Genomic DNA, 18,951 nt, shown 5'->3' on the forward strand with positions numbered 1-18,951 from the left:
GAAGCGGACGAGGTGGGGAGGCCGGCACGAGGCCGGCCTCCCGGGTGTCGCTTACGACCAGTCGGTGACGACTACTCGGCGAACGCCGACGGGGACTCGACCTTGATCGAGCCGTCGATGATGCCGGCCTTGATCTTGTCGAGCTCGCCCTGCAGGCCGGGGTCGACCTTCGAGGCGAAGTCGTGGAACGGGGCGATGCCGACGCCGTTGTTCTTCAGCGTGCCGACGTACTGCGAGTTGTCGAACTTGCTGCCGGAGGCGGCCTGCTGCACGATCGTCGAGACGGTCGGCTTGATGTTCTTCATGATCGAGGTGAGGAACAGGCTGTTGTAGCCGTTCTGGTCGGTCAGGAAGACGTCGGCGTCGTTACCGATCAGGGCGACGTTCTTGCCGCCGTCCTTGATCGCCGAGGCGGCGCCCTGGTAGATCGGTCCGCCGATCGGGGCGAGCACGTCGGCGTTCTGGCCGAGCATGGTCTGCGCGATCGTCTTGGACGTGTTCAGGTCGACGAAGCTGTTGACGAACTGGCCGTCCTGCGAGGCGACGTCCCAGCCGATGACCTTCTTCGAGCCGCCCTTCTGCTGGTTGTAGTACTTGACGCCGTCCGAGATGCCGTCCATGAAGATGGTGACCGACGGCAGCTTCTGGCCGCCGTAGGTGCCGATCACGCCGGTCTTCGAGTAGCTCGCCGAGGCGTAGCCGGCAAGGAAGCCGGCCTCGTCGGTGTTGAAGACGACGGGCTTGACGTTGTCCGCCTTGATGCTGTTGTCGTCCACCATCACGAAGTTGACCTTCGGGTTCTCCGCGGCGGCCTGCTTGACGGGCGCGACGAGGTTGAAGCCGGAGGCGACGATGATGTTGCAGCCCTGCTGGATCAGGCTCTTGATGTTCGGCAGGTAGTCGTTGGCGCTCTTCGACTGGACCGACTTGTACGAGCTGCCGATCTTCTGAGCGGCCTCCTGGACGCCCTCCAGTCCGAGCTGGTTGAAGGAGCGGTCGTTGAAGCCGCCCTGGTCGGACACGATGCAGGGCAGGTACTTCGAGTTCGCGGCGGTGCTGGTCGAGCTCGGCGCCGATCCGCAGGCTGCGAGCAGCGCGACGACGCCGGCTGCGACAAGGCCGGTGAGGGCGGCCTTCGGGGCTGTGATTGTCAAGGTTGTCCTCCAAGATGCGGTGCCCGCTCGGGTGCGCGCGGGCAAGGATACGCAGTGCACGTTACCGAATGTGACGAACCGCACTGTGGTCGAATTCGGCTTCTTCATGCAAGCGTTACAAATGCGCGCCTGTTTGGCACCTGCTCATTTGAGCAGAACTCGCGGGTCCGCGCGGAGGCCGTCCCTCTTAAAGGAGCAGACCGTCCCTACATCCAGCCGCGCTTCTTGAAGATGGCGTACAGCAGGCTGCTCAGGCCCAGCATCGCGAGGATCGCCATCGGGTAGCCGAGCGGCCATGCCAGTTCCGGCATGTTCTCGAAGTTCATCCCGTAGACGCCCGCGATCAGCGACGGCGCGAACAGGATGGCCGCCCACGAGGAGATCTTCTTGACCTCCTCGCCCTGCCGGTGCGACGAGTGCGCGAGCCGCGTCAGCTCCTCGTTCTGGCGTTCGGCGACGAGGGTCGAGTTCACCGTGAGGATGTCGCGCAGCAGGTAGCGGAACCCGTCGACGCGCTCGTTCACCTGGGTGAGGTGGTCGGCGACGTCGCGCAGGCGCCGCTCCAGCTCCTCGGTGACCCCGTACTTCGCCGAGCCGCGCTCGAGGGCGACCATCACCGAGGAGAGCGGGTGGGTCGCCCGCTGGAAGTCGATGACCTCCCGCGACAGCTCGTAGATGCGCCGGGAGACCAGGACGTCGCCGCCGAAGACCTGCGTCTCGATCTCGTCGATGTCGTTGGCGAGGCCGGCGACGACCGGGCCGTAGGCGTCCACGACGGCGTCGATGATCGCGTAGAGGATCGCCTGCGGGCCGAGGGCGAGGAGGTCGCGCTCGCGCTCCATCCGGTGGCGCACCGTCGACAGGTCGGGCGACTCGCTGTGGCGCACCGTGATGACGAAGTTCGGCCCGACGAAGAGGTGCAGCTCGCCGAACTCGACCTCCTCCGGCGCGTCCAGGTAGCTGGCCGCCTTCAGCACGACGAACAGCACGGAGTCGTAGCGCTCCAGCTTGGGCCGCTGGTGCGCGACGATCGCGTCCTCGATCGCCAGCGGGTGCAGGTTGAACTCCTCCGCCAGCGACATCAGCTCCTGCTCGGTCGGCCGGTAGAGGCCGATCCAGGCGACCCCGCCCGGGGTGTCGTCCAGCGCGCGGTAGGTCTCGGCCAGGGTGCGCGGCGAGGCCACCCGCACGCCGTCCGCGTAGATCGCGCTGTCCACCATGCTGGAGCGCGCGCCGGCCGGCTGCGGCTCGGTGAGGACCGGCGACGGCGAGCTCGGAGGATCGGCCCGCCGGGCTCGGGAGACGAAGGGCATCGGAATGCCGCGTCGATTCAGGTTCGCCAAGATCACCTCCTGGTGCACGGAAACGTGAGGTGGCCCGTTCGACACCGGCCGGAGCCGGGGCGAGAAGGAGCCACCTAACTGTATGCGCGCTGGCGGCCCACCCGCGGGGCTCCGCCGCGGCGGACGTCCGTGCAGGCGTCCAGAATCACCCGTTCGTAGTGGCCGATGAGCTCGGAGCAGAGCACGTCCCAGCCGCGGCCGAGCACGCGGCGGCGGCCGGCCTCCCCCATCCGCAGCCGGAGCGGCGCGTCAGTGGCGAGCATCGCGACGGCGGCCCGCAGGCCGCGGTCGTCGGCCGGCGGGAAGAGCAACCCGTCCACGCCGTGCTCGACCAGGTCGATCGGGCCGCCGGCCCGCGGCGCGATCACCGGGAGGCCGGAGGCGTGCGCCTCCTGCACGGTCTGCCCGAAGGTCTCCTCGGAGCCGGTGTGCACGAACAGGTCGAAGGCCGCGTACGCGGCGCCCAGGTCCGCTCCCCCGAGCCGGCCGAGCCAGGTGGTGGGGACGCCGTGCAGCTGACGCTCGACGGTCTCCCTGGCGGGACCGTCGCCGACGATCGCGACCGAGACGCCGGGCACTCCGCGGAGCACGCGCAGCCGCTCCACCTGCTTCTCCGGCGCGATCCGGCCGACGTAGCCGACGACCACCTCGCCGTCCGGCGAGAGCCGCTCACGCAGCGCGGCGGCCTCCGGCGTCCGGCGATTGTTGGGGTGATACCGCTCCAGGTCCACGCCGCGGCCCCACCGCGCCAGCCGGCTGACGCCGGCCTCGCGCAGGTCGTACTCGCTGGCCGAGGACGGCACGAGGGTGATGTCGGCGCCCTCGTGCACCCACCGCACGTACTTCCAGGCGATGGCGGCCGTCATCCCGAGCCCGTTGCGGCGGGCGAACCCGGCGACGTCGGTCTGGTAGATGGCGACGGAGGGCACGCCGACCCGGTTGGCGGCGGCGATCGCCTGCGCGCCGAGGAAGAACGGAGAGGCCGCGTGCAGCACGTCCGGCTCGAACTTCGCCAGGATCCGCTGCACCTGCGGGCTCGGCAGCCCGACCGGGAACTGCCGGTACGCGATGGAGGGCACCTGGTGGATGCGATAACCCGCGTATTCATCCGGAGCGCCCGCCTCGGGGCAGATCACGATGGCCTCGTGCCCTTCGGCGGCCAGATGATCGAGCACCCGGAGGACGCTGGTGGTCACCCCGTTCACTGTGGGGAGGAAGCTCTCGCTGACGACGGCGACCCGCATGACCACAGTGTCCCGGGCGGGAATGTCGGGGCTGTGAACGGAAGGTGTCCAGAACCGCTCGGTATCCTTTCGCCATGACTTCTCCTGGCGCGCTCGACCGGTTCTACAGCATCATCCCGGCCGGCGGTATCGGCTCCCGGCTGTGGCCGCTGTCCCGGGCGGACGCGCCGAAGTTCCTGCACGACCTGACCGGGTCGGGGCAGACGCTGCTGCGCGACACCTGGGACCGGCTCGCCCCGATCGCCGGCGAGCAGCGCATCATGGTCGTCACCGGCCGCGCCCACCGCGCCGCCGTCGAGGCCCAGCTGCCCGCGCTCGCGGACGCCAACATCGTCCTCGAGTCGGAGCCGCGGGACTCCACCGCAGCGATCGGGCTGGCCGCAGCCATCCTGGAGCGCAGGGAGCCCGGCGTGATCGTCGGGTCCTTCGCCGCCGACCACGTCATCCGCAACACGCGGCTGTTCGCCGCCACGGTCAAGGAGGCCGTCGCCGCCGCCGACGCCGGTTTCATCACGACCATCGGGATCAAGCCGACCGAGGCCGCGGTCGGGTTCGGCTACATCCGCTGCGGCGGCGAGCTGACGGTGACCGGCGCTCCCAACGCCCTCGCCGTCGAGTCGTTCGTCGAGAAGCCGGACCTGCCCACCGCGGAGGCCTACCTCGCCAGCGACTCCTACCTGTGGAACGCGGGGATGTTCATCGCACGCGCCGACCGGCTCCTGGAGGAGATCGGCCGCTCCAAGCCCGCCCTCCTGAAGGGTCTGCTGGAGCTGGCGGAGGCGTGGGACGACCCCGCCACGCGCGGCCCGGCGGTGGACCGGATCTGGCCGAACCTGGAGAAGATCGCGATCGACTACTCCGTCGCCGAGCCCGCTGCGGCGGCCGGGCGGCTGGCGGTCATCCCCGGCTACTTCGACTGGGACGACGTGGGCGACTTCGCGTCGCTCTCCAAGCTGAACTCCGGCGGCCGAACCACGGACCTGGCGATCCTCGGCGCGGACGCCCGCGTGCTCGCCGACGCCTCCAGCGGCATCGTCGTGAGCCAGACCAAGCGGGTCATCAGCCTGATCGGGGTGAAGGACATCGTCATCGTCGACACGCCCGACGCGCTGCTCGTCACCACCACCGACAACGCCCAGCGGGTGAAGTCGGTCGTGGACGCGCTCAAGGTCACCGGCTCGACCGACGTGCTCTGAGCGGCACCGCCGGGCCGCTCTCGCCATTTATCTCGACGTCGAGATAACCAAGGGCACCCTAAGCAGCGCGGAACCGCCCCGCGGCATAGACTTGCCACGCGCTTCGTGCGCCTTCTTTCAGCGATCGCAACCAGGGAGGGTTGTTCGTGCCAGAGCAAGCGGCAGGGACCCTGCAACCGACGAAGTCGAGGCCGGGCGGCACGCTGTACCGCGGCCGTGAGGGCATGTGGTCGTGGGTGCTTCACCGCATCACCGGCGTCGCCATCTTCTTCTTCCTTCTCGTCCACATCCTCGACACCTCGCTCGTCCGGGTCAGCCCCGAGGCGTACAACGCGGTGATCGGCACCTACAAGAACCCGATCATGGGATTCGGGGAGATGGCGCTCGTCGCGGCGATCATCTTCCACGCCTTCAACGGCATCCGGATCATCCTGATCGACTTCTGGAGCAAGGGCGTCAAGTACCAGAAGGTCATGTTCTGGATCGTCATCGCCCTCTGGGTGATCCTCATGGCCGGCTTCGTCCCGACCCAGCTCATCCACATCTTCTCGGAGGTGAACTGACGTGACGACCATCGAGGCTCCGCGCACGCCGGCCCGCCCGGCCCGCAAGGGCGTCAACTGGGAGAAGTGGGGCTGGATCTACATGCGGCTCTCCGGCATCCTGCTGGTGATCCTGATCTTCGGCCACCTGCTGATCAACCTCGTGCTCGGCGCGGGCGTCAAGCAGATCGACTTCGCCTTCGTCGCCGGCAAGTACGCCACGCCGTTCTGGCAGGTCTGGGACCTGCTCATGCTGTGGCTCGCCCTGATCCACGGCGGCAACGGCATGCGCACCCTGATCAACGACTACGCGCACAACGTCCTGGTCAACCGCATCCTCAAGTGGGCGGTGCTCGCGGCGGTCGTCGTGCTGATCGTGCTCGGCACCCTGGTGATCTTCACCTTCGACCCGTGCCCGGCGGGAGCCCACGCGGCCGACCTGCCTTCGTTCTGCCCGGCCAAGTGACTGATTGACGGAAAACAAACGCTGTGACAACTGAAACCACCGAATCCACCGTCATCGACGGCGTCCACTACCACGAGTTCGACATCGTCATCGTCGGCGCAGGCGGCGCGGGCATGCGCGCGGCCATCGAGGCCGGACCGCACGCCAAGACCGCGGTAATCTCGAAGCTCTACCCCACCCGCTCGCACACCGGCGCGGCGCAGGGCGGCATGGCCGCGGCGCTCGCCAACGTGGAGGAGGACAGCTGGGAGTGGCACACCTTCGACACCGTCAAGGGCGGCGACTACCTGGTCGACCAGGACGCGGCGGAGATCCTCGCCAAGGAGGCCATCGACGCGGTCATCGACCTCGAGAACATGGGCCTGCCGTTCAACCGCACGCCCGAGGGCAAGATCGACCAGCGCCGCTTCGGCGGCCACACCCGCGACCACGGCAAGGCGCCGGTCCGCCGGGCCTGCTACGCCGCCGACCGCACCGGCCACATGATCCTGCAGACGCTGTTCCAGAACTGCGTCAAGCTCGGCATCAACTTCTTCAACGAGTTCTACGTCCTCGACGTGATCATGAACGAGGTCGACGGCGTCGAGCAGCCGGCCGGCGTGGTCGCGTACGAGCTGGCCACCGGCGAGCTGCACGTCTTCCACTCGAAGGCGATCGTCTTCGCGACCGGCGGTTTCGGCAAGATCTTCAAGACGACCTCCAACGCGCACACCCTCACCGGTGACGGCGTCGGCATCATCTGGCGCAAGAAGCTGCCGCTGGAGGACATGGAGTTCTTCCAGTTCCACCCGACCGGTCTCGCCGGCCTCGGCATCCTCCTCACCGAGGGCGCCCGCGGTGAGGGCGCGATCCTGCGCAACGCCTCCGGCGAGCGGTTCATGGAGCGCTACGCGCCGACCATCAAGGACCTCGCGCCGCGCGACATCGTCGCCCGCTGCATGGTCCAGGAGGTCGCGGAGGGCCGCGGCGCCGGCCCGCACAAGGACTACGTCCTCCTCGACTGCACGCACCTCGGCGCGGAGGTCCTGGAGACCAAGCTCCCCGACATCACCGAGTTCGCCCGCACCTACCTGGGCGTCGACCCGGTCGTCGAGCCGGTGCCGGTCATGCCGACCGCGCACTACGCGATGGGCGGCATCCCCACCAACAACAACGCCGAGGTGCTGCGCGACAACACCACCGTCGTCCCCGGTCTCTACGCCGCCGGCGAGTGCGCCTGCGTGTCCGTGCACGGCTCCAACCGTCTCGGCACCAACTCGCTGCTCGACATCAACGTGTTCGGCAAGCGCGCCGGCAACAACGCGGTCGAGTACGCACGGACCGCCACGGCCGTCCCGCTGCCGGCCGACCCCGCCAAGAACGTCCGCGAGATGATCGAGGGCCTCCGCAACTCCACCGGCACCGAGCGCATCGCCGCCATCCGCAAGGAGCTGCAGGACGAGATGGACCGGAACGCCCAGGTGTTCCGCACCGACGAGTCGCTCGAGAAGGTCACCGGCACCATCCACCGCCTGCGCGAGCGCTACAAGAACATCGTGGTGCAGGACAAGGGCAAGCGCTTCAACACCGACCTCCTGGAGGCCGTGGAGCTGGGCTTCCTGCTCGACCTGGCCGAGGTCGTCGTCTTCTCCGCCCGCAACCGCAAGGAGTCCCGCGGTGGCCACATGCGCGACGACTACCCGAAGCGCGACGACGAGAACTACATGAAGCACACGATGGCCTACCTCACCGGCGACCCGCACTCCGCCGACGCGGCAGACCACATCACGCTCGACTGGAAGCCGGTCGTCGTGACCCGCTACCAGCCGATGGAGAGGAAGTACTGATGTCCAGCGCCGTGCTCGAGACTCCCCCGGCCCCGGAGGCCCCGGTCCAGTCGTTCACCGTGACGCTCATCATCCGCCGGTTCGACCCGGACGTGGACACGGAGCCGCGCTGGCAGGACTTCGACGTCGAGATGTTCCCGACCGACCGCATCCTGGACGCGCTGCACAAGATCAAGTGGGAGCAGGACGGCTCCCTGACCTTCCGCCGCTCCTGCGCCCACGGCGTCTGCGGCTCGGACGCGATGCGCATCAACGGCCGCAACCGCCTCGCCTGCAAGACGCTGATCAAGGACCTGGACATCTCCAAGCCGATCTACGTCGAGGCGATCAAGGGCCTGCCGCTGGAGAAGGACCTCATCGTCGACATGGAGCCGTTCTTCGCGAGCTACCGCGAGGTGCAGCCGTTCCTGGTCGCGAACAGCAAGCCGGAGAAGGGCAAGGAGCGCATCCAGTCCGTCGCCGACCGCGCCCGCTTCGACGACACCACCAAGTGCATCCTGTGCGCCGCGTGCACGTCGTCCTGCCCGGTGTTCTGGACCGACGGCCAGTACTTCGGCCCGGCCGCGATCGTCAACGCGCACCGCTTCATCTTCGACTCCCGCGACGACAACTCGCAGGTGCGCCTCGACATCCTCAACGACAAGGAGGGCGTCTGGCGCTGCCGCACGACCTTCAACTGCACCGACGCCTGCCCCCGCGGCATCCAGGTGACGCAGGCCATCGCGGAGGTCAAGCAGGCCATCATGCGCGGCAAGGCGTGACGTCGGCCGCGACGGCCTGAGCGAACCGCTGACGACGAAGGCGGCCCCGGGAGACCGGGGGCGCCTTCGTCGTTCGCGGTTCACTGAACGATTCGGTGCGTTCGCCCTAATCGACCGAGATGAGGCTCCGGATCAGGGCCACCGTCTCATTCTTCTTGCTGGGGTCACTGGCGGCCGCGATGAGGGTGAGCGCAGTCAGCATGTTGCGCGGGACCGCCTTTTCGAGCCCGATGCCGTTCCGGTCGAGGAAGTAGGCGAACAGCGCCGCCCCGGTGCGCTTGTTGCCGTCACCGAACGGGTGATCTTTGACCACCAGGTAGAGAAGGTTCGCGGCCTTCTCCTGCGCGCTCGGATAGAGGTCCTGACCCGTGAACGTCTGGTCAATCTGCCCGATGACTCCGTGAATGGAGTCATCCTTTGCGATGCCCAGCCGTTCATCGTCCGGATAGCGCTCGCGGAGTTCTTCGACGATGCGTTCGACGTCGGCGATGTCAATACGGGCGGTCGCCAGCGCCTCCTCCGATACTTTCACCTCTCCTCGGTCATAGTCGGCGAGGCGGTCGAGGTCCCCGGCGTACCGCTGCATGATCCGACCGATACTCGCCAACTGCTCATCGTGGGAGGTCGCGAGCAGCTCCGTCACCTGGCGCAGCCGGTGGAGTTCAGCGGCATTCTGGTCCAGAATGCGCCGGCGGAGAATGCCGGTAGCCCACCGTCGAAAGTGAACGCCTCTCGGCGAATGCACCCGATAGCCGACCGAGATGATTCCATCGAGATCGTAGTGCTGGATGCTTCGTGCGACATCGCGAGAGCCTTCACGTCGAACTATCCGGAAATCCCGGATGGTTGCCTCACGTTCGAGCTCGCCGCTGCTGAAAGCATTTCCCAGGTGCTCGTTGATGGTGCGCACATCGACCGCGAACAGTTCCGCCATCTGCGCCTGTGTGACCCACACCGTCTCTCCGTCGAACCGCACCGGCAGCTTCACCGCACCGTCAGGCGATGAGTAGAACTCCACGCCGGTCTCCGACGCGAACGACTCTTCATCGGGCTCGGCGTTCGGCGTGCCACGCGTCTCTCGACTGCTCATAGCGACCTGCCCCTGATCCATGTGCTGCGTCCGTCGTTCGCGGCGCCTCAGCGCGCGGCGCTGCGGTGGAAGCGACAGCCCGAACGGGCGGAAGCGCCCCCGAATGTTCGGGGGCGCTTCCGCGCGTGGTGGTCGCTATGTCACGGCCGCGCCGACCGTGTGCAGGCGTCGATCAGTTGACACCGTCCCACGTGTAGGCACGGGCGAACGGGACCTTGACCTCGGCACCCAGGTTCGGTGCGAGCCACACGATCGTGAAGTAGCCGAAGTGCCGGACCAACTGGGTCTGCTTGACGTCGAACGAGAAGGTGTTGCCCACGAGCGTCACTCCCCCGACGACTTCCCAGCCCTCGATGGCCGAGTAGGCCGCGAGAGCGATGTCGCCCTCCGGCAGCTGCGTGCCCTCGGGCACCAGGATCTTTCCGGTGAGCGTGGTCGTGCCTCCGCGCGGGCTCTCGAAGAGGAACTGGTCGTAGACGAGCGTCGGCGTCCCCACGGGGGGCGGGGTGGTGGGGAAGTCCTTCTCCAGCGCGGCCTCGGCGGGCACCCAGTTGGCGTGATTCGCGGCGGAGATCGTCACCCGGCCCGTCCGCGCCCCTGTGGGCAGTCCGTGCACGATGATCTCGAAGGTGCGTCGGTCGTCGCTCAGGACAGGCTGGGCCAGCACCTCGAAGTAAGCAGCGTCCTCGACGGTCGCGGTGAGGACGAGGTTCGCGGGGACGTCTCCCCCTGCCGCCGGAGTGATGGTTCCGGTGATCCGCCCCACGTAGGCGCCGGCCGGCTCCAGCGTGTAGGTGCTCTTGTCGATGCCGATCACGCCGGCGGGGTCCTTGGCCGGCGAGGCGGCGTGGGCCGGCGAGGCGGCGGCGAGGGCGATGGCCGGGGCGGCCCAGGCGGCCGTCTTGGCGACCGCGCGTCGGGAGACGAGACGAGGCGCGTCGGAGTCGGGTGTGTCGTTCACGAGAGGAAGGCCTTTCTTGGCGTGCTGAAATTTCTCACGCCAATCTTACCTGCTAACCATGCTCGATTGCACATCGAGGTGCGATCGAGTGGTCAGTGGGTGCTCGGCGGAGGCGGGCGATGCACCGGCGCCCGCCTCCGACTCGCCTGGCCTCAGTCCCGCGCCTGCAGCATGAACGTCGCGTACTGCGTGGATGCGATCGCAGTGGCCTTGACCCCCGGAAGCACGCGCGGCACCTTCGTGCGGGACTCCTTCACACCGGCTCCGACCTCGTAGTTGCCGTTGTAACCCCAGCCGAGCACGCTTCCGTCCGTCAGGAGAGCGTGGCCGGTCTCGCAGCCCCACGCCATCGAGTGGACGTGGCTGAGGCCGAGGTCGACCGGGCTGACGCGGCGGGTCGTGTCGCCCAGGCCCATGTTGTAGTAGTTGCCGCGGCCCCACGCCCGCACCGTCGCGTCCGCGAGGACGACACTGGTGTTGTACCAGCCGGTGTCGACGCGCACGGCGGTGTCGATGCCAGGCACCCGGGTCGGCACGGTGCGGTTGGTCACGGTGCCGTCGCCGATAGCGCCGTGGCCGTTGTGGCCCCAGCCCCAGACCGTCCCGTCGTCGAGGACGGCGGTCGCGCCGTTGTACCGGCCGCCGATATCGACGACCTTCCGGCCCGGGGGGAAGCCGGTGATGCGGGTGGGGATCTGGGCGTCGCCGCCCGCGGAGCCCAGGCCCAGCGAGCCGTAGTTGCCGTGGCCCCAGACCCAGAGGGCTCCGTCGCCGTCGATGGCATAGACGGTGCGGGTGCTCGCGGCGATCTTCGTGACGTTCGAGATGTTGGCGAGCAGGACGGGGGTGAGCTGTTCGCTCTTGTTGTTCCCGTCGCCCATCGCGTAATACACGCGGGAGCCCCATGCCCAGACGTGGCCGTCCTCGGTGAGGACGTAGGTCGCCTTGTCGGTGCCCGCGACCTGGGCGATGTCCGTCGGGAGGCCGTGGATCGGCTGCGGGGTGGTCTTCGTGCCCCGCGAGGCCTGGACGTGGCCGGCGTCCGACCCCCAGCCCCAGAGCGTCCCGGAGGCGTCGACGGCCCAGCCCTTGCGGTTGGGGCTCGTGCCGATGAGCCGGATGGAGCCCACGCTGGCCGGGATGCTCACACCGGACGGGATCGGGCTGTTGCGGGTGGACCCGTTGCCGAGCTCGCCGGTGCCGCCGTAACCGGCGGACAGGACCATCATGACGGCCTGGACGCGAAGGAAGCCCTCGTCCGTGGCGACGTCCGGCTTGCCTGCGATGGTGCGGGTGGCGGTGACGGTGATACGCAGCACGCCCAGCCCCAGCCCCGCCCTGACCGGCGGAGGGGTCGCCAGGCCACTGGCGGAGGAGGTGACAATGACCTTCTTGGGACCGTCGACGCCGCCGAAGCCGGCCGAGGCGGGGGAGCTGCTGCCAGGGTCGTCCGTATCGGGCTCGTCGTCCTCGCCCGGCTCCTCCGGCTCGGGCGCCTCGCCGTCCTCGATCTCGTCGATGCGGAACTCGACCTGCGCACCGGCCACCACGCCGTTGCGGTCGCGGACAGTGGCGGCGACCGCGGGAAGGGCGAACTCTTCGCCGGGCCTGGTCGTGTAGACCATCGACGTCAGCGTGACGGTGAACGTGCCGACGGGAGGAGGGGACGCGGCGAAGGCCGGCGAAGCGACCGCCAGGGCGACGGCGGGTGCGGCCCAGGCGGCGGTCTTGGCGACAGTGCGCCGGGTTATGCCGAAGGACGCACCCTCATCTGCGGGGGGGGGGGGGGGCGATCCCGTCAGTTACGGATGCGGACTTCCGGGGGGGGGGGGGGTAATGCCGTTCACTACGTCAAGGAGCCTTTCGCGGAACTCGTGAAATGTACAACGTACAATCTAGCACCTGGCACGCAGGAGCGTCTATGTGCGGTTCTCGTCCGCTTCCTTGCTCGGCATCCAACCGGCAACCCGGAAGGGGTGAAGGCGGAGGGGCGCCCGAAGGCACGCCAGAGCGCCCCTCCGCCTGGCTCGATCTTCGTCAGCGAGTGCTGGCGAAGTAGCTGTACTGTGTCGTGCCGATGTCCCGGATCCCTACCAGGCCCTCCACCCGCTTCGGGCGCAGGACGGGGCTGACCCGGTTGCCGTTGCCGTTCTCTCCCGACCCGTTGTAGCCCCAGTGCCAGACCGAGCCGTCGTTCTTCAGAGCGAGGCCGGAGTGGGCGTTGAACACGACCTTCTTCACGCCGGTGAGTCCGTTGTCGAAGACGCCGACCGGGTAGCCGCCGCTCACGCCCTGGCCGTTGGCCGCGTAGTCGCTGGTGCCCCAGGTGCGCAGCGAACCGTCGCCGAGCACGACCGCCGAGTTGTACCACCCGCCGAACAGGCTCTGCGCGTCCGCGATGCCCGGGACCTGCAGCACCGCCGCCCGGGCCGCGATGGAGGGCACACCGAGCATGTCGTAGAGCCCGCAGCCCCATCCCCACACCGTGCGGTCCTCCATGATCACGTGGCCGCCGTAGAAGTGGGCGGACACGTCGGTGGCACGCCGGCCCTCCGGGAGCTGGACCCGCGTGGGCACCCACGTCCGCACGCCCAGGCCGTCACCGCGAGCCTCGAAGGCGATGTCGCCCCACGACCACACGGCGCCGTTCTCGTCGAGCGCATAGACGTTCCAGAGCGCGGCGGCGACCTTGACGATCTTGCCCGCCTCTGCGGGGAACTTCACCTCGGACGGCGTGCGCTTGTAGCCGCCCTGGTCCGCGGTGTCGCCGTCGCCGAGCATGGCGTAGGCGCGGTAGCCCCACGACAGGACGCGACCGTCCGACATCAGGGCGTAGTGGGCGTAGTACCCGGAGACGACGTCGACGGCCCCGGGGAAGGTGCCGACGCTCACCGGTTCGGGGTTGACGACGCTATTGCCGGGGATGCCGGGGACTCCGTAGCCCCAGCCCCAGATCCGGCCCGTGCTCCGATCGAGCGCGAACTGGCTGACCCCCGCCGAGCGGCCCAGTGTGAGCCCCGCGATGTCCGGGATGGTCGTGCCGAGCGGCACCACGGCGTCTCCCGCCGCGATGCCGGCTCCGAGGACGCCGAGATAGTTGTAGCCCCAGGACACGATGGCCGCGTCGCGGAAGACGCGGAGCACCGCCGCGGCGGAGGCGGGGACTCCCGCGACCGTGGTCTCGGCAGTGACGTTCAGAGCGCCCTGCCACGCGCCGGCGGTGATGAGCGGGAGCACGAGCACTCCCGTCGGGGAGGTCACGCCGACGAACGTCGTGCCTGCGGCGAACCTCGCCGTGGGGCGCTCGAGGCCCGAGACCCCCTCGCCCGGGTCCTCGACCCCCGGGCCGTCCACACCGTCGTCGGCTCCCGGGCCGCCGACGTCGTCGATCTGGGCGATCGTGACCGTCACGCGGGCGTTCGCGACGGGACCGCCCGCGTCGACCACCGTGACCACGACGCCGCCGGCCGGGAGGCTCTCGCTCGGCGCGACGGTGTACAGCGCCTTGTCGAAGCTCACTGCCAGGGCGGCCGGGGACGAAGAAGCGGCGAAAGCCGGGGAGGAGACGGTCGCGAGGATCGCCGGCGCGGCCCACGCCGCCGTCTTGGCGACCGTGCGCCGGGAGACGAGGTGGTCGGAGCGCGCGGGCTCGGTCTCGGGGGTGTCGTTCATCGAGGTCCTTTCAGGTGGAGCGATGGAGAAGGTGGAGCGAGGGAGACGGACAGTCACGCCTGACAAATACCATGTACCAACCTGAAATCTAGCACCGGTACGCTAACTATACAAATACTTGCGCGCTACACGGTCGCGCTGTAGGCGTCCCGCCGAGAGGGAGGCCCCCGGCGCCGGACGACGGATGCCACTGCCGCCGCCGGCGAGTCGATATCCTTTCCGCGTGGCCAGGAAGTCGCGACACGGGGAGGGCACGGTGACGGCGCAGCCCGATCCGTCGCTCCAGCGCGCCGAGGGGACGGTCGAGCCGGAGGAGACGCTCAAGGAGCGCATCCTCGACGCCGCCGAGCCGCTGAAGGAGCGGCTCGAGAAGCCGGTCGCGCGGGTCTCCCGCTGGGCCAAGTGGGTGCAGTCGCTACGGCCGTACCGCGTGTACATCAACTTCTCGCACTCCGACGGCAACCTCCGGGCCGCCGGGATGGGCTTCCAGTCGCTGTTCGCCGTATTCGCGGCGGTCTGGCTCGGGTTCTCCGTCGCGGGCGTCTGGCTGAGCAGCAACAACGACATCTACGAGTCGCTGGTGGAGATCATCAACCGGGCGATCCCCGGGCTCATCTCCACGCCCACGTCGACCGGCGTCATCAACTCCGAGCAGCTGGAGTCGGCGACGTCGTTCGGCTGGTCGGGCGTCGTCGCCGCGGTCAGCCTGCTCTGGACCGCGATCGGCTGGCTGTACTACACCCGCCAGGCCGTGCGCGCGGTCTTCGGGCTCAGCCGGGACACCACCAACTACGTGCTGCAGAAGATCCGCGACCTGTTCCTCGCGCTCGGGTTCGGGCTGGTCCTCATCTTCTCCGCGCTGATCTCGATCATCAGCACCCAGGCCGTCGCCTTCTTCCTCCAGCTCGTCGGACTCAGCTCCGACACGTTCTGGACCGACGCGCTCACCCGGTTCTCCGGGCTGCTGATCTCGGTGGTGCTCAACATTTTCACGCTGGGCGCGATGTTCCGCGTGATGGCGCGGGTCGCGATCCCGTGGCGCAACCTGTTCTTCGGCGTGCTGCTCGGCGCCTGCGTGCTCGCCGGGCTGAGCGCCCTCGGCGGCCTCCTGCTGACCGGGGCGACCAAGAACCCGCTGCTGGCGACCTTCGCCGTCTTCGTCGGTCTGCTGATCTGGTTCAACCTGGTGTCGCGCGTCATCCTGCTGTCGGCCTCCTGGATCGCGGTCGGGATGTTCGACAGCGGCATCTCGCCGCGGATGATCACGCCCGAGCAGGCCGCGGCCGAGCGCGCGGCGGCGGAGTACGAGGCGCGGGTGCTGGTCGCCAAGGCGGAGCTGCAGAACGCGCGGGACGAACTGGCGCGGGCGAAGTTCCTCGCCCGGCTGAGCGCGCAGCGCAGGGTCGAGAAGGCCGAGCACCAGCTCAACGACCTGCTCGACGAGAGCGGCGTCGCCGCCCGCCGCTAGGCTGGAGGCATGCCCTCGAAACCCCTGCGCATCGCGACGGTCAACGTCAACGGCATCCGTGCCGCCTACCGCAAGGGCATGGGAGCGTGGCTCGACGCCAGGGACGTGGACATCCTCGCACTGCAGGAGGTGCGCGCCAGCACCGAAGACCTCCAGGGCCTGCTCGGTCCCGAGTGGGACGTCGTGCACGACCCTGCGACGGCGAAGGGCCGCGCGGGCGTGGCGATCGCCAGCCGGCACCCGCGCGCCGAGATCCACCGGGTCGAGCTCGGCGCCGCCGACTTCGACAGCGCGGGCCGCTGGCTGGAGGCCGACTACGAGGTCGACGGCACGGTCGTCACGGTGGTCAGCGCCTACGTCCACTCCGGCGAGGCGGGCACCGAGAAGCAGGACGCCAAGTACACCTTCCTCGACGCGATGGAGGCCCGGCTCCCCCGGCTGACCGCGCACAGCGCGTACGCCGTCGTGATGGGCGACCTCAACGTGGGCCACCGGAAGCTCGACATCCGCAACTGGAAGGGCAACGTCAAGAAGGCGGGCTTCCTCCCCGAGGAGCGCGCCTACTTCGACCGCATCCTGGGTGCGGAGGACGACCCGCGCTACAACGACGGCGCCGGGCTCGGCTGGGTCGACGTCGGCCGCAAGGCCGCGGGCGAGGTGGACGGCCCGTACACCTGGTGGTCGTGGCGCGGGCAGGCCTTCGACAACGACACCGGCTGGCGGATCGACTACCAGCTGGCCTCCCCGGAGCTGGCGGCGACGGTGAAGAACTATGCGGTGGACCGTGCGGCCGCCTACGACGAGCGATGGTCGGACCACTCCCCCGTGGTCGTCGACTACGCCCTCTAGCATCCGCACCCCTTCTACTTCGAAAGCAGTGACATGAGCACACTCCCCCGCCTGTACTCCGGCATGCAGCCGTCGGCGGACTCCCTCCACCTCGGCAACTACGTCGGCGCCCTCCTGCAGTGGAAGGACCTGCAGAGCACGCACGACGCGTTCTTCTCCGTGGTCGACCTGCACGCCATCACGGTCGCGCAGGACCCGGCCGAGCTCCGCGAAAAGACCCGCCGCACAGCGGCGCAGTACATCGCCGCGGGCATCGACCCGTCGGCCTCCACCCTGTACGTGCAGTCGCACGTGCCCGCGCACGCGCAGCTGGCTTGGGTGCTGAACACGATCACCGGGTTCGGCGAGGCCTCCCGGATGACGCAGTTCAAGGACAAGTCGGCCAAGCAGGGCGCGGACGCGACCTCGGTCGGGCTGTTCGCCTACCCGGTGCTGATGGCCGCGGACATCCTGCTGTTCGACTCCGAGGTCGTGCCGGTCGGCGACGACCAGCGCCAGCACGTCGAGCTGACCCGCGACCTGGCCGAGCGGTTCAACAGCCGGTTCGGCGAGACGTTCGTGGTGCCGCAGGCGATGATCCTCAAGGACGGCGCGCGCATCTACGACCTCCAGAACCCGGAGTCGAAGATGTCCAAGTCCGCCGAGTCTGGCGCCGGCATCGTCTGGATGCTGGACGAGCCGGACGTGACGCGCAAGAAGATCATGCGCGCCGTCACGGACACCGACGGCGTCGTGTCGTTCGACCGCGCGGGCAAGCCGGGCATCTCCAACCTGCTCAGCATCTACTCCGCGCTCTCCGGCCGCGCGGTGGCCGACATCGAGCTGGAGTACGACGGCAAGGGCTACGGCGACTTCAAGAAGGGCCTCGTGGAGGTCGTGGTGGAGACGTTCGGGCCGATCCGCGAGCGCGCCCTCGACCTGCTGTCCGACCCGGCCGAGCTCGATCGCATCCTCGCGGGCAACGCGGCGCGGGCCAGCGAGGTCGCCGAGCGGACGCTGGCGAAGGCCTACAACGCGATCGGCCTGCTGCGGCGGGCGCACTGATGGCTCCGGCGCCGGTGGAGCTGGCGGGCGGCCCCGTCGTCCTGTCGGCGCCGGTGGAGGCCGACATCGACCGGATCGCGGAGTTCTGCCGCGACCCGGAGATCGCAGCCTGGACCACGGTGCCGTCGCCGTACGAGCGCGCCGACGCCGAGAAGTTCGTGGCCGGGATCGTCCCGGACGGCTGGGCGAGCGGCCGGGAGTGCACCTGGGCGCTCCGGGACGCGCAGACGCGCCTGCTGCACGGGATGATCGGGCTGCACCACCTCCACGACGGCGAGGGCGAGATCGGCTTCTGGCTGTCCGCGGGCGCCCGCGGGCGCGGTTGGATGGCCGCCGCCGTCGACGTGGTGCTCGACTACGCGTTCGACGCGTCTGCGGGGCTCGGCCTCCAGCGCGTCGTGTGGCACGCCTTCGCGGGCAACGCCGCGAGCGCCGCGGTCGCGCGCCGGGCCGGCTTCCAGTGGGAGGGCGTCGCCCGCCTGGGCGCCCCGCATCGCGGCGTGCGGCGCGACGACTGGCAGGCAGCGCTCCTGCCCGGCGACCCGCGGCAGCCCGCGGACGGCTGGCCGGCCTTCACCTCCGCGCAGGCCGCGCGGTGACCGGCCCTCGCGTCGTCCTCTTCGACCTCGACGACACCCTGTTCGCGCATCGCGCGGCGGTGTCGACGGGAATCCAGCACTACGCCTCCCGGCTCGGCGAGCCGTACGCCACGATGGAGGCCGTCGACCTGACCGCGCTCTGGCACGACCTGGAGGAGGAGCACTACCACTCCTACCTCGCCGGCCGGCTCGACTTCGAGGGGCAGCGCCAGGCGCGCGCCCGCGACTTCGCCGCCCGGCACGGCGTCGCGCTGAGCGACGCCGAGGCGAGCGCCTGGTTCGCGGACTACTTCGAGCACTACGTGGCGGCCTGGTCGCTGCACGACGACGCGATCCCATGCCTGGACGCGTTGGAGGCCGCGATCCCCGGCGTCCGGTTCGGGCTCATCACCAACGGCGACCTGGCGTTCCAGCGACGCAAGGTGGAGGCTGTGGGCCTGGACGCCCGCATGGAGCACCTGATCGCCTCCGGGGAGGTCGGGGTGGCGAAGCCGGACCGGCGCATCTTCGAGCACGCGTGCGCGGTCTTCGGGGTGCTCCCCGCCGAGGCGGCCTATGTCGGCGACCGGCTCCGCACGGACGCGATCGGCGCGGCGCGCGCAGGGCTGACGGGCGTGTGGCTCAACCGGCGCGGGGATGTGCCGACGGGCGAGGATGCGGCGGAGGCCGCGGAGCTCGGCGTGATCGAGCTCACAACGCTCGCCGAGCTGCCCGCGGCACTCGCTCGCTGATCCGC

Annotated in this window: 17 protein-coding genes; 10 read left to right on the forward strand and 7 right to left on the reverse strand. The window is 69.3% G+C overall.

What is annotated here, in order from left to right; translation table 11 throughout:
• Positions 1-71: 71 nt before the first annotated feature.
• The 3 genes from HNR13_RS16970 to HNR13_RS16980 all read right to left on the reverse strand — a co-directional run bounded on the left by HNR13_RS16970 (position 72) and on the right by HNR13_RS16980 (position 3,741).
• Entirely contained in the window at positions 72-1,154 is a 1,083-nt protein-coding gene (locus HNR13_RS16970; RefSeq protein ID WP_179607693.1) for a BMP family lipoprotein, read from the reverse strand.
• A 206-nt stretch (positions 1,155-1,360) separates the two neighbouring features.
• Entirely contained in the window at positions 1,361-2,467 is a 1,107-nt protein-coding gene (locus tag HNR13_RS16975) for a magnesium and cobalt transport protein CorA (protein ID WP_179607695.1), read from the reverse strand.
• Positions 2,468-2,571: 104 nt separating this feature from the next.
• Positions 2,572-3,741 carry a glycosyltransferase family 4 protein gene (locus HNR13_RS16980; RefSeq protein WP_179607696.1) on the reverse strand — a complete coding sequence of 390 codons (1,170 nt, stop codon included), beginning with the start codon at positions 3,739-3,741 and terminating at the stop codon, positions 2,572-2,574.
• 74 nt (positions 3,742-3,815) lie between these two features.
• Between HNR13_RS16980 and HNR13_RS16985 the strand changes: the two genes are divergently transcribed.
• The 5 genes from HNR13_RS16985 (at position 3,816) to HNR13_RS17005 (ending at position 8,532) form a co-directional block, all read left to right on the forward strand.
• Complete coding sequence (locus HNR13_RS16985) at positions 3,816-4,937, forward strand: mannose-1-phosphate guanylyltransferase (RefSeq protein WP_179607698.1); 1,122 nt, start codon at positions 3,816-3,818, stop codon at positions 4,935-4,937.
• Between the two features lie 146 nt (positions 4,938-5,083).
• On the forward strand, positions 5,084-5,500 hold the full coding sequence (gene sdhC / locus HNR13_RS16990) for a succinate dehydrogenase, cytochrome b556 subunit (RefSeq protein ID WP_179607700.1): 417 nt from the start codon (positions 5,084-5,086) through the stop codon (positions 5,498-5,500).
• Between the two features lies 1 nt (position 5,501).
• Positions 5,502-5,945 carry a succinate dehydrogenase/fumarate reductase transmembrane subunit gene (locus tag HNR13_RS16995; RefSeq protein ID WP_179607702.1) on the forward strand — a complete coding sequence of 148 codons (444 nt, stop codon included), beginning with the start codon at positions 5,502-5,504 and terminating at the stop codon, positions 5,943-5,945.
• 23 nt (positions 5,946-5,968) lie between these two features.
• Positions 5,969-7,771, forward strand: coding sequence for a succinate dehydrogenase flavoprotein subunit (gene sdhA, locus HNR13_RS17000; RefSeq protein WP_179607703.1), 1,803 nt, complete (start codon positions 5,969-5,971; stop codon positions 7,769-7,771).
• A complete protein-coding gene (locus HNR13_RS17005) occupies positions 7,771-8,532 on the forward strand; it encodes a succinate dehydrogenase iron-sulfur subunit (protein ID WP_179607705.1) in 762 nt (253 codons plus the stop codon). Before sdhA ends, HNR13_RS17005 begins: the two co-directional genes overlap by 1 nt.
• A 106-nt stretch (positions 8,533-8,638) precedes the next feature.
• On the opposite strand, the gene HNR13_RS17010 is transcribed toward HNR13_RS17005, so the two are convergent.
• The 4 genes from HNR13_RS17010 to HNR13_RS17025 form a co-directional block, all read right to left on the reverse strand.
• On the reverse strand, positions 8,639-9,622 hold the full coding sequence (locus tag HNR13_RS17010) for a virulence RhuM family protein/type II toxin-antitoxin system death-on-curing family toxin (RefSeq protein ID WP_179607706.1): 984 nt from the start codon (positions 9,620-9,622) through the stop codon (positions 8,639-8,641).
• Positions 9,623-9,794: 172 nt separating this feature from the next.
• Positions 9,795-10,583, reverse strand: a complete 789-nt coding sequence (locus tag HNR13_RS17015; RefSeq protein ID WP_179607708.1) for a hypothetical protein — start codon at positions 10,581-10,583, stop codon at positions 9,795-9,797.
• Positions 10,584-10,735: 152 nt separating this feature from the next.
• Entirely contained in the window at positions 10,736-12,208 is a 1,473-nt protein-coding gene (locus tag HNR13_RS17020) for an RCC1 domain-containing protein (RefSeq protein ID WP_179607709.1), read from the reverse strand.
• Positions 12,209-12,620: 412 nt separating this feature from the next.
• A complete protein-coding gene (locus HNR13_RS17025; protein ID WP_179607712.1) occupies positions 12,621-14,255 on the reverse strand; it encodes an RCC1 domain-containing protein in 1,635 nt (544 codons plus the stop codon).
• 223 nt (positions 14,256-14,478) lie between these two features.
• On the opposite strand from HNR13_RS17025, the gene HNR13_RS17030 reads away from it, so the two are divergent.
• The 5 genes from HNR13_RS17030 to HNR13_RS17050 are packed head-to-tail and all read left to right on the forward strand — an operon-like array spanning position 14,479 to position 18,946.
• On the forward strand, positions 14,479-15,723 hold the full coding sequence (locus tag HNR13_RS17030; protein WP_179607713.1) for a YhjD/YihY/BrkB family envelope integrity protein: 1,245 nt from the start codon (positions 14,479-14,481) through the stop codon (positions 15,721-15,723).
• A 9-nt stretch (positions 15,724-15,732) separates the two neighbouring features.
• Entirely contained in the window at positions 15,733-16,572 is an 840-nt protein-coding gene (locus HNR13_RS17035; protein WP_179607715.1) for an exodeoxyribonuclease III, read from the forward strand.
• A gap of 33 nt (positions 16,573-16,605) precedes the next feature.
• Entirely contained in the window at positions 16,606-17,616 is a 1,011-nt protein-coding gene (trpS, locus tag HNR13_RS17040; RefSeq protein WP_179607716.1) for a tryptophan--tRNA ligase, read from the forward strand.
• Complete coding sequence (locus tag HNR13_RS17045) at positions 17,616-18,215, forward strand: GNAT family N-acetyltransferase (RefSeq protein WP_179607718.1); 600 nt, start codon at positions 17,616-17,618, stop codon at positions 18,213-18,215. Before trpS ends, HNR13_RS17045 begins: the two co-directional genes overlap by 1 nt.
• Positions 18,212-18,946 carry an HAD-IA family hydrolase gene (locus HNR13_RS17050; protein WP_179607719.1) on the forward strand — a complete coding sequence of 245 codons (735 nt, stop codon included), beginning with the start codon at positions 18,212-18,214 and terminating at the stop codon, positions 18,944-18,946. The genes HNR13_RS17045 and HNR13_RS17050 overlap by 4 nt, the downstream gene beginning before the upstream one ends.
• Positions 18,947-18,951 lie beyond the last annotated feature (5 nt).

Origin of the sequence: Leifsonia shinshuensis (assembly GCF_013410375.1) — a bacterium.
GTDB classification, from domain to species: Bacteria; Actinomycetota; Actinomycetes; order Actinomycetales; family Microbacteriaceae; genus Leifsonia; species Leifsonia shinshuensis.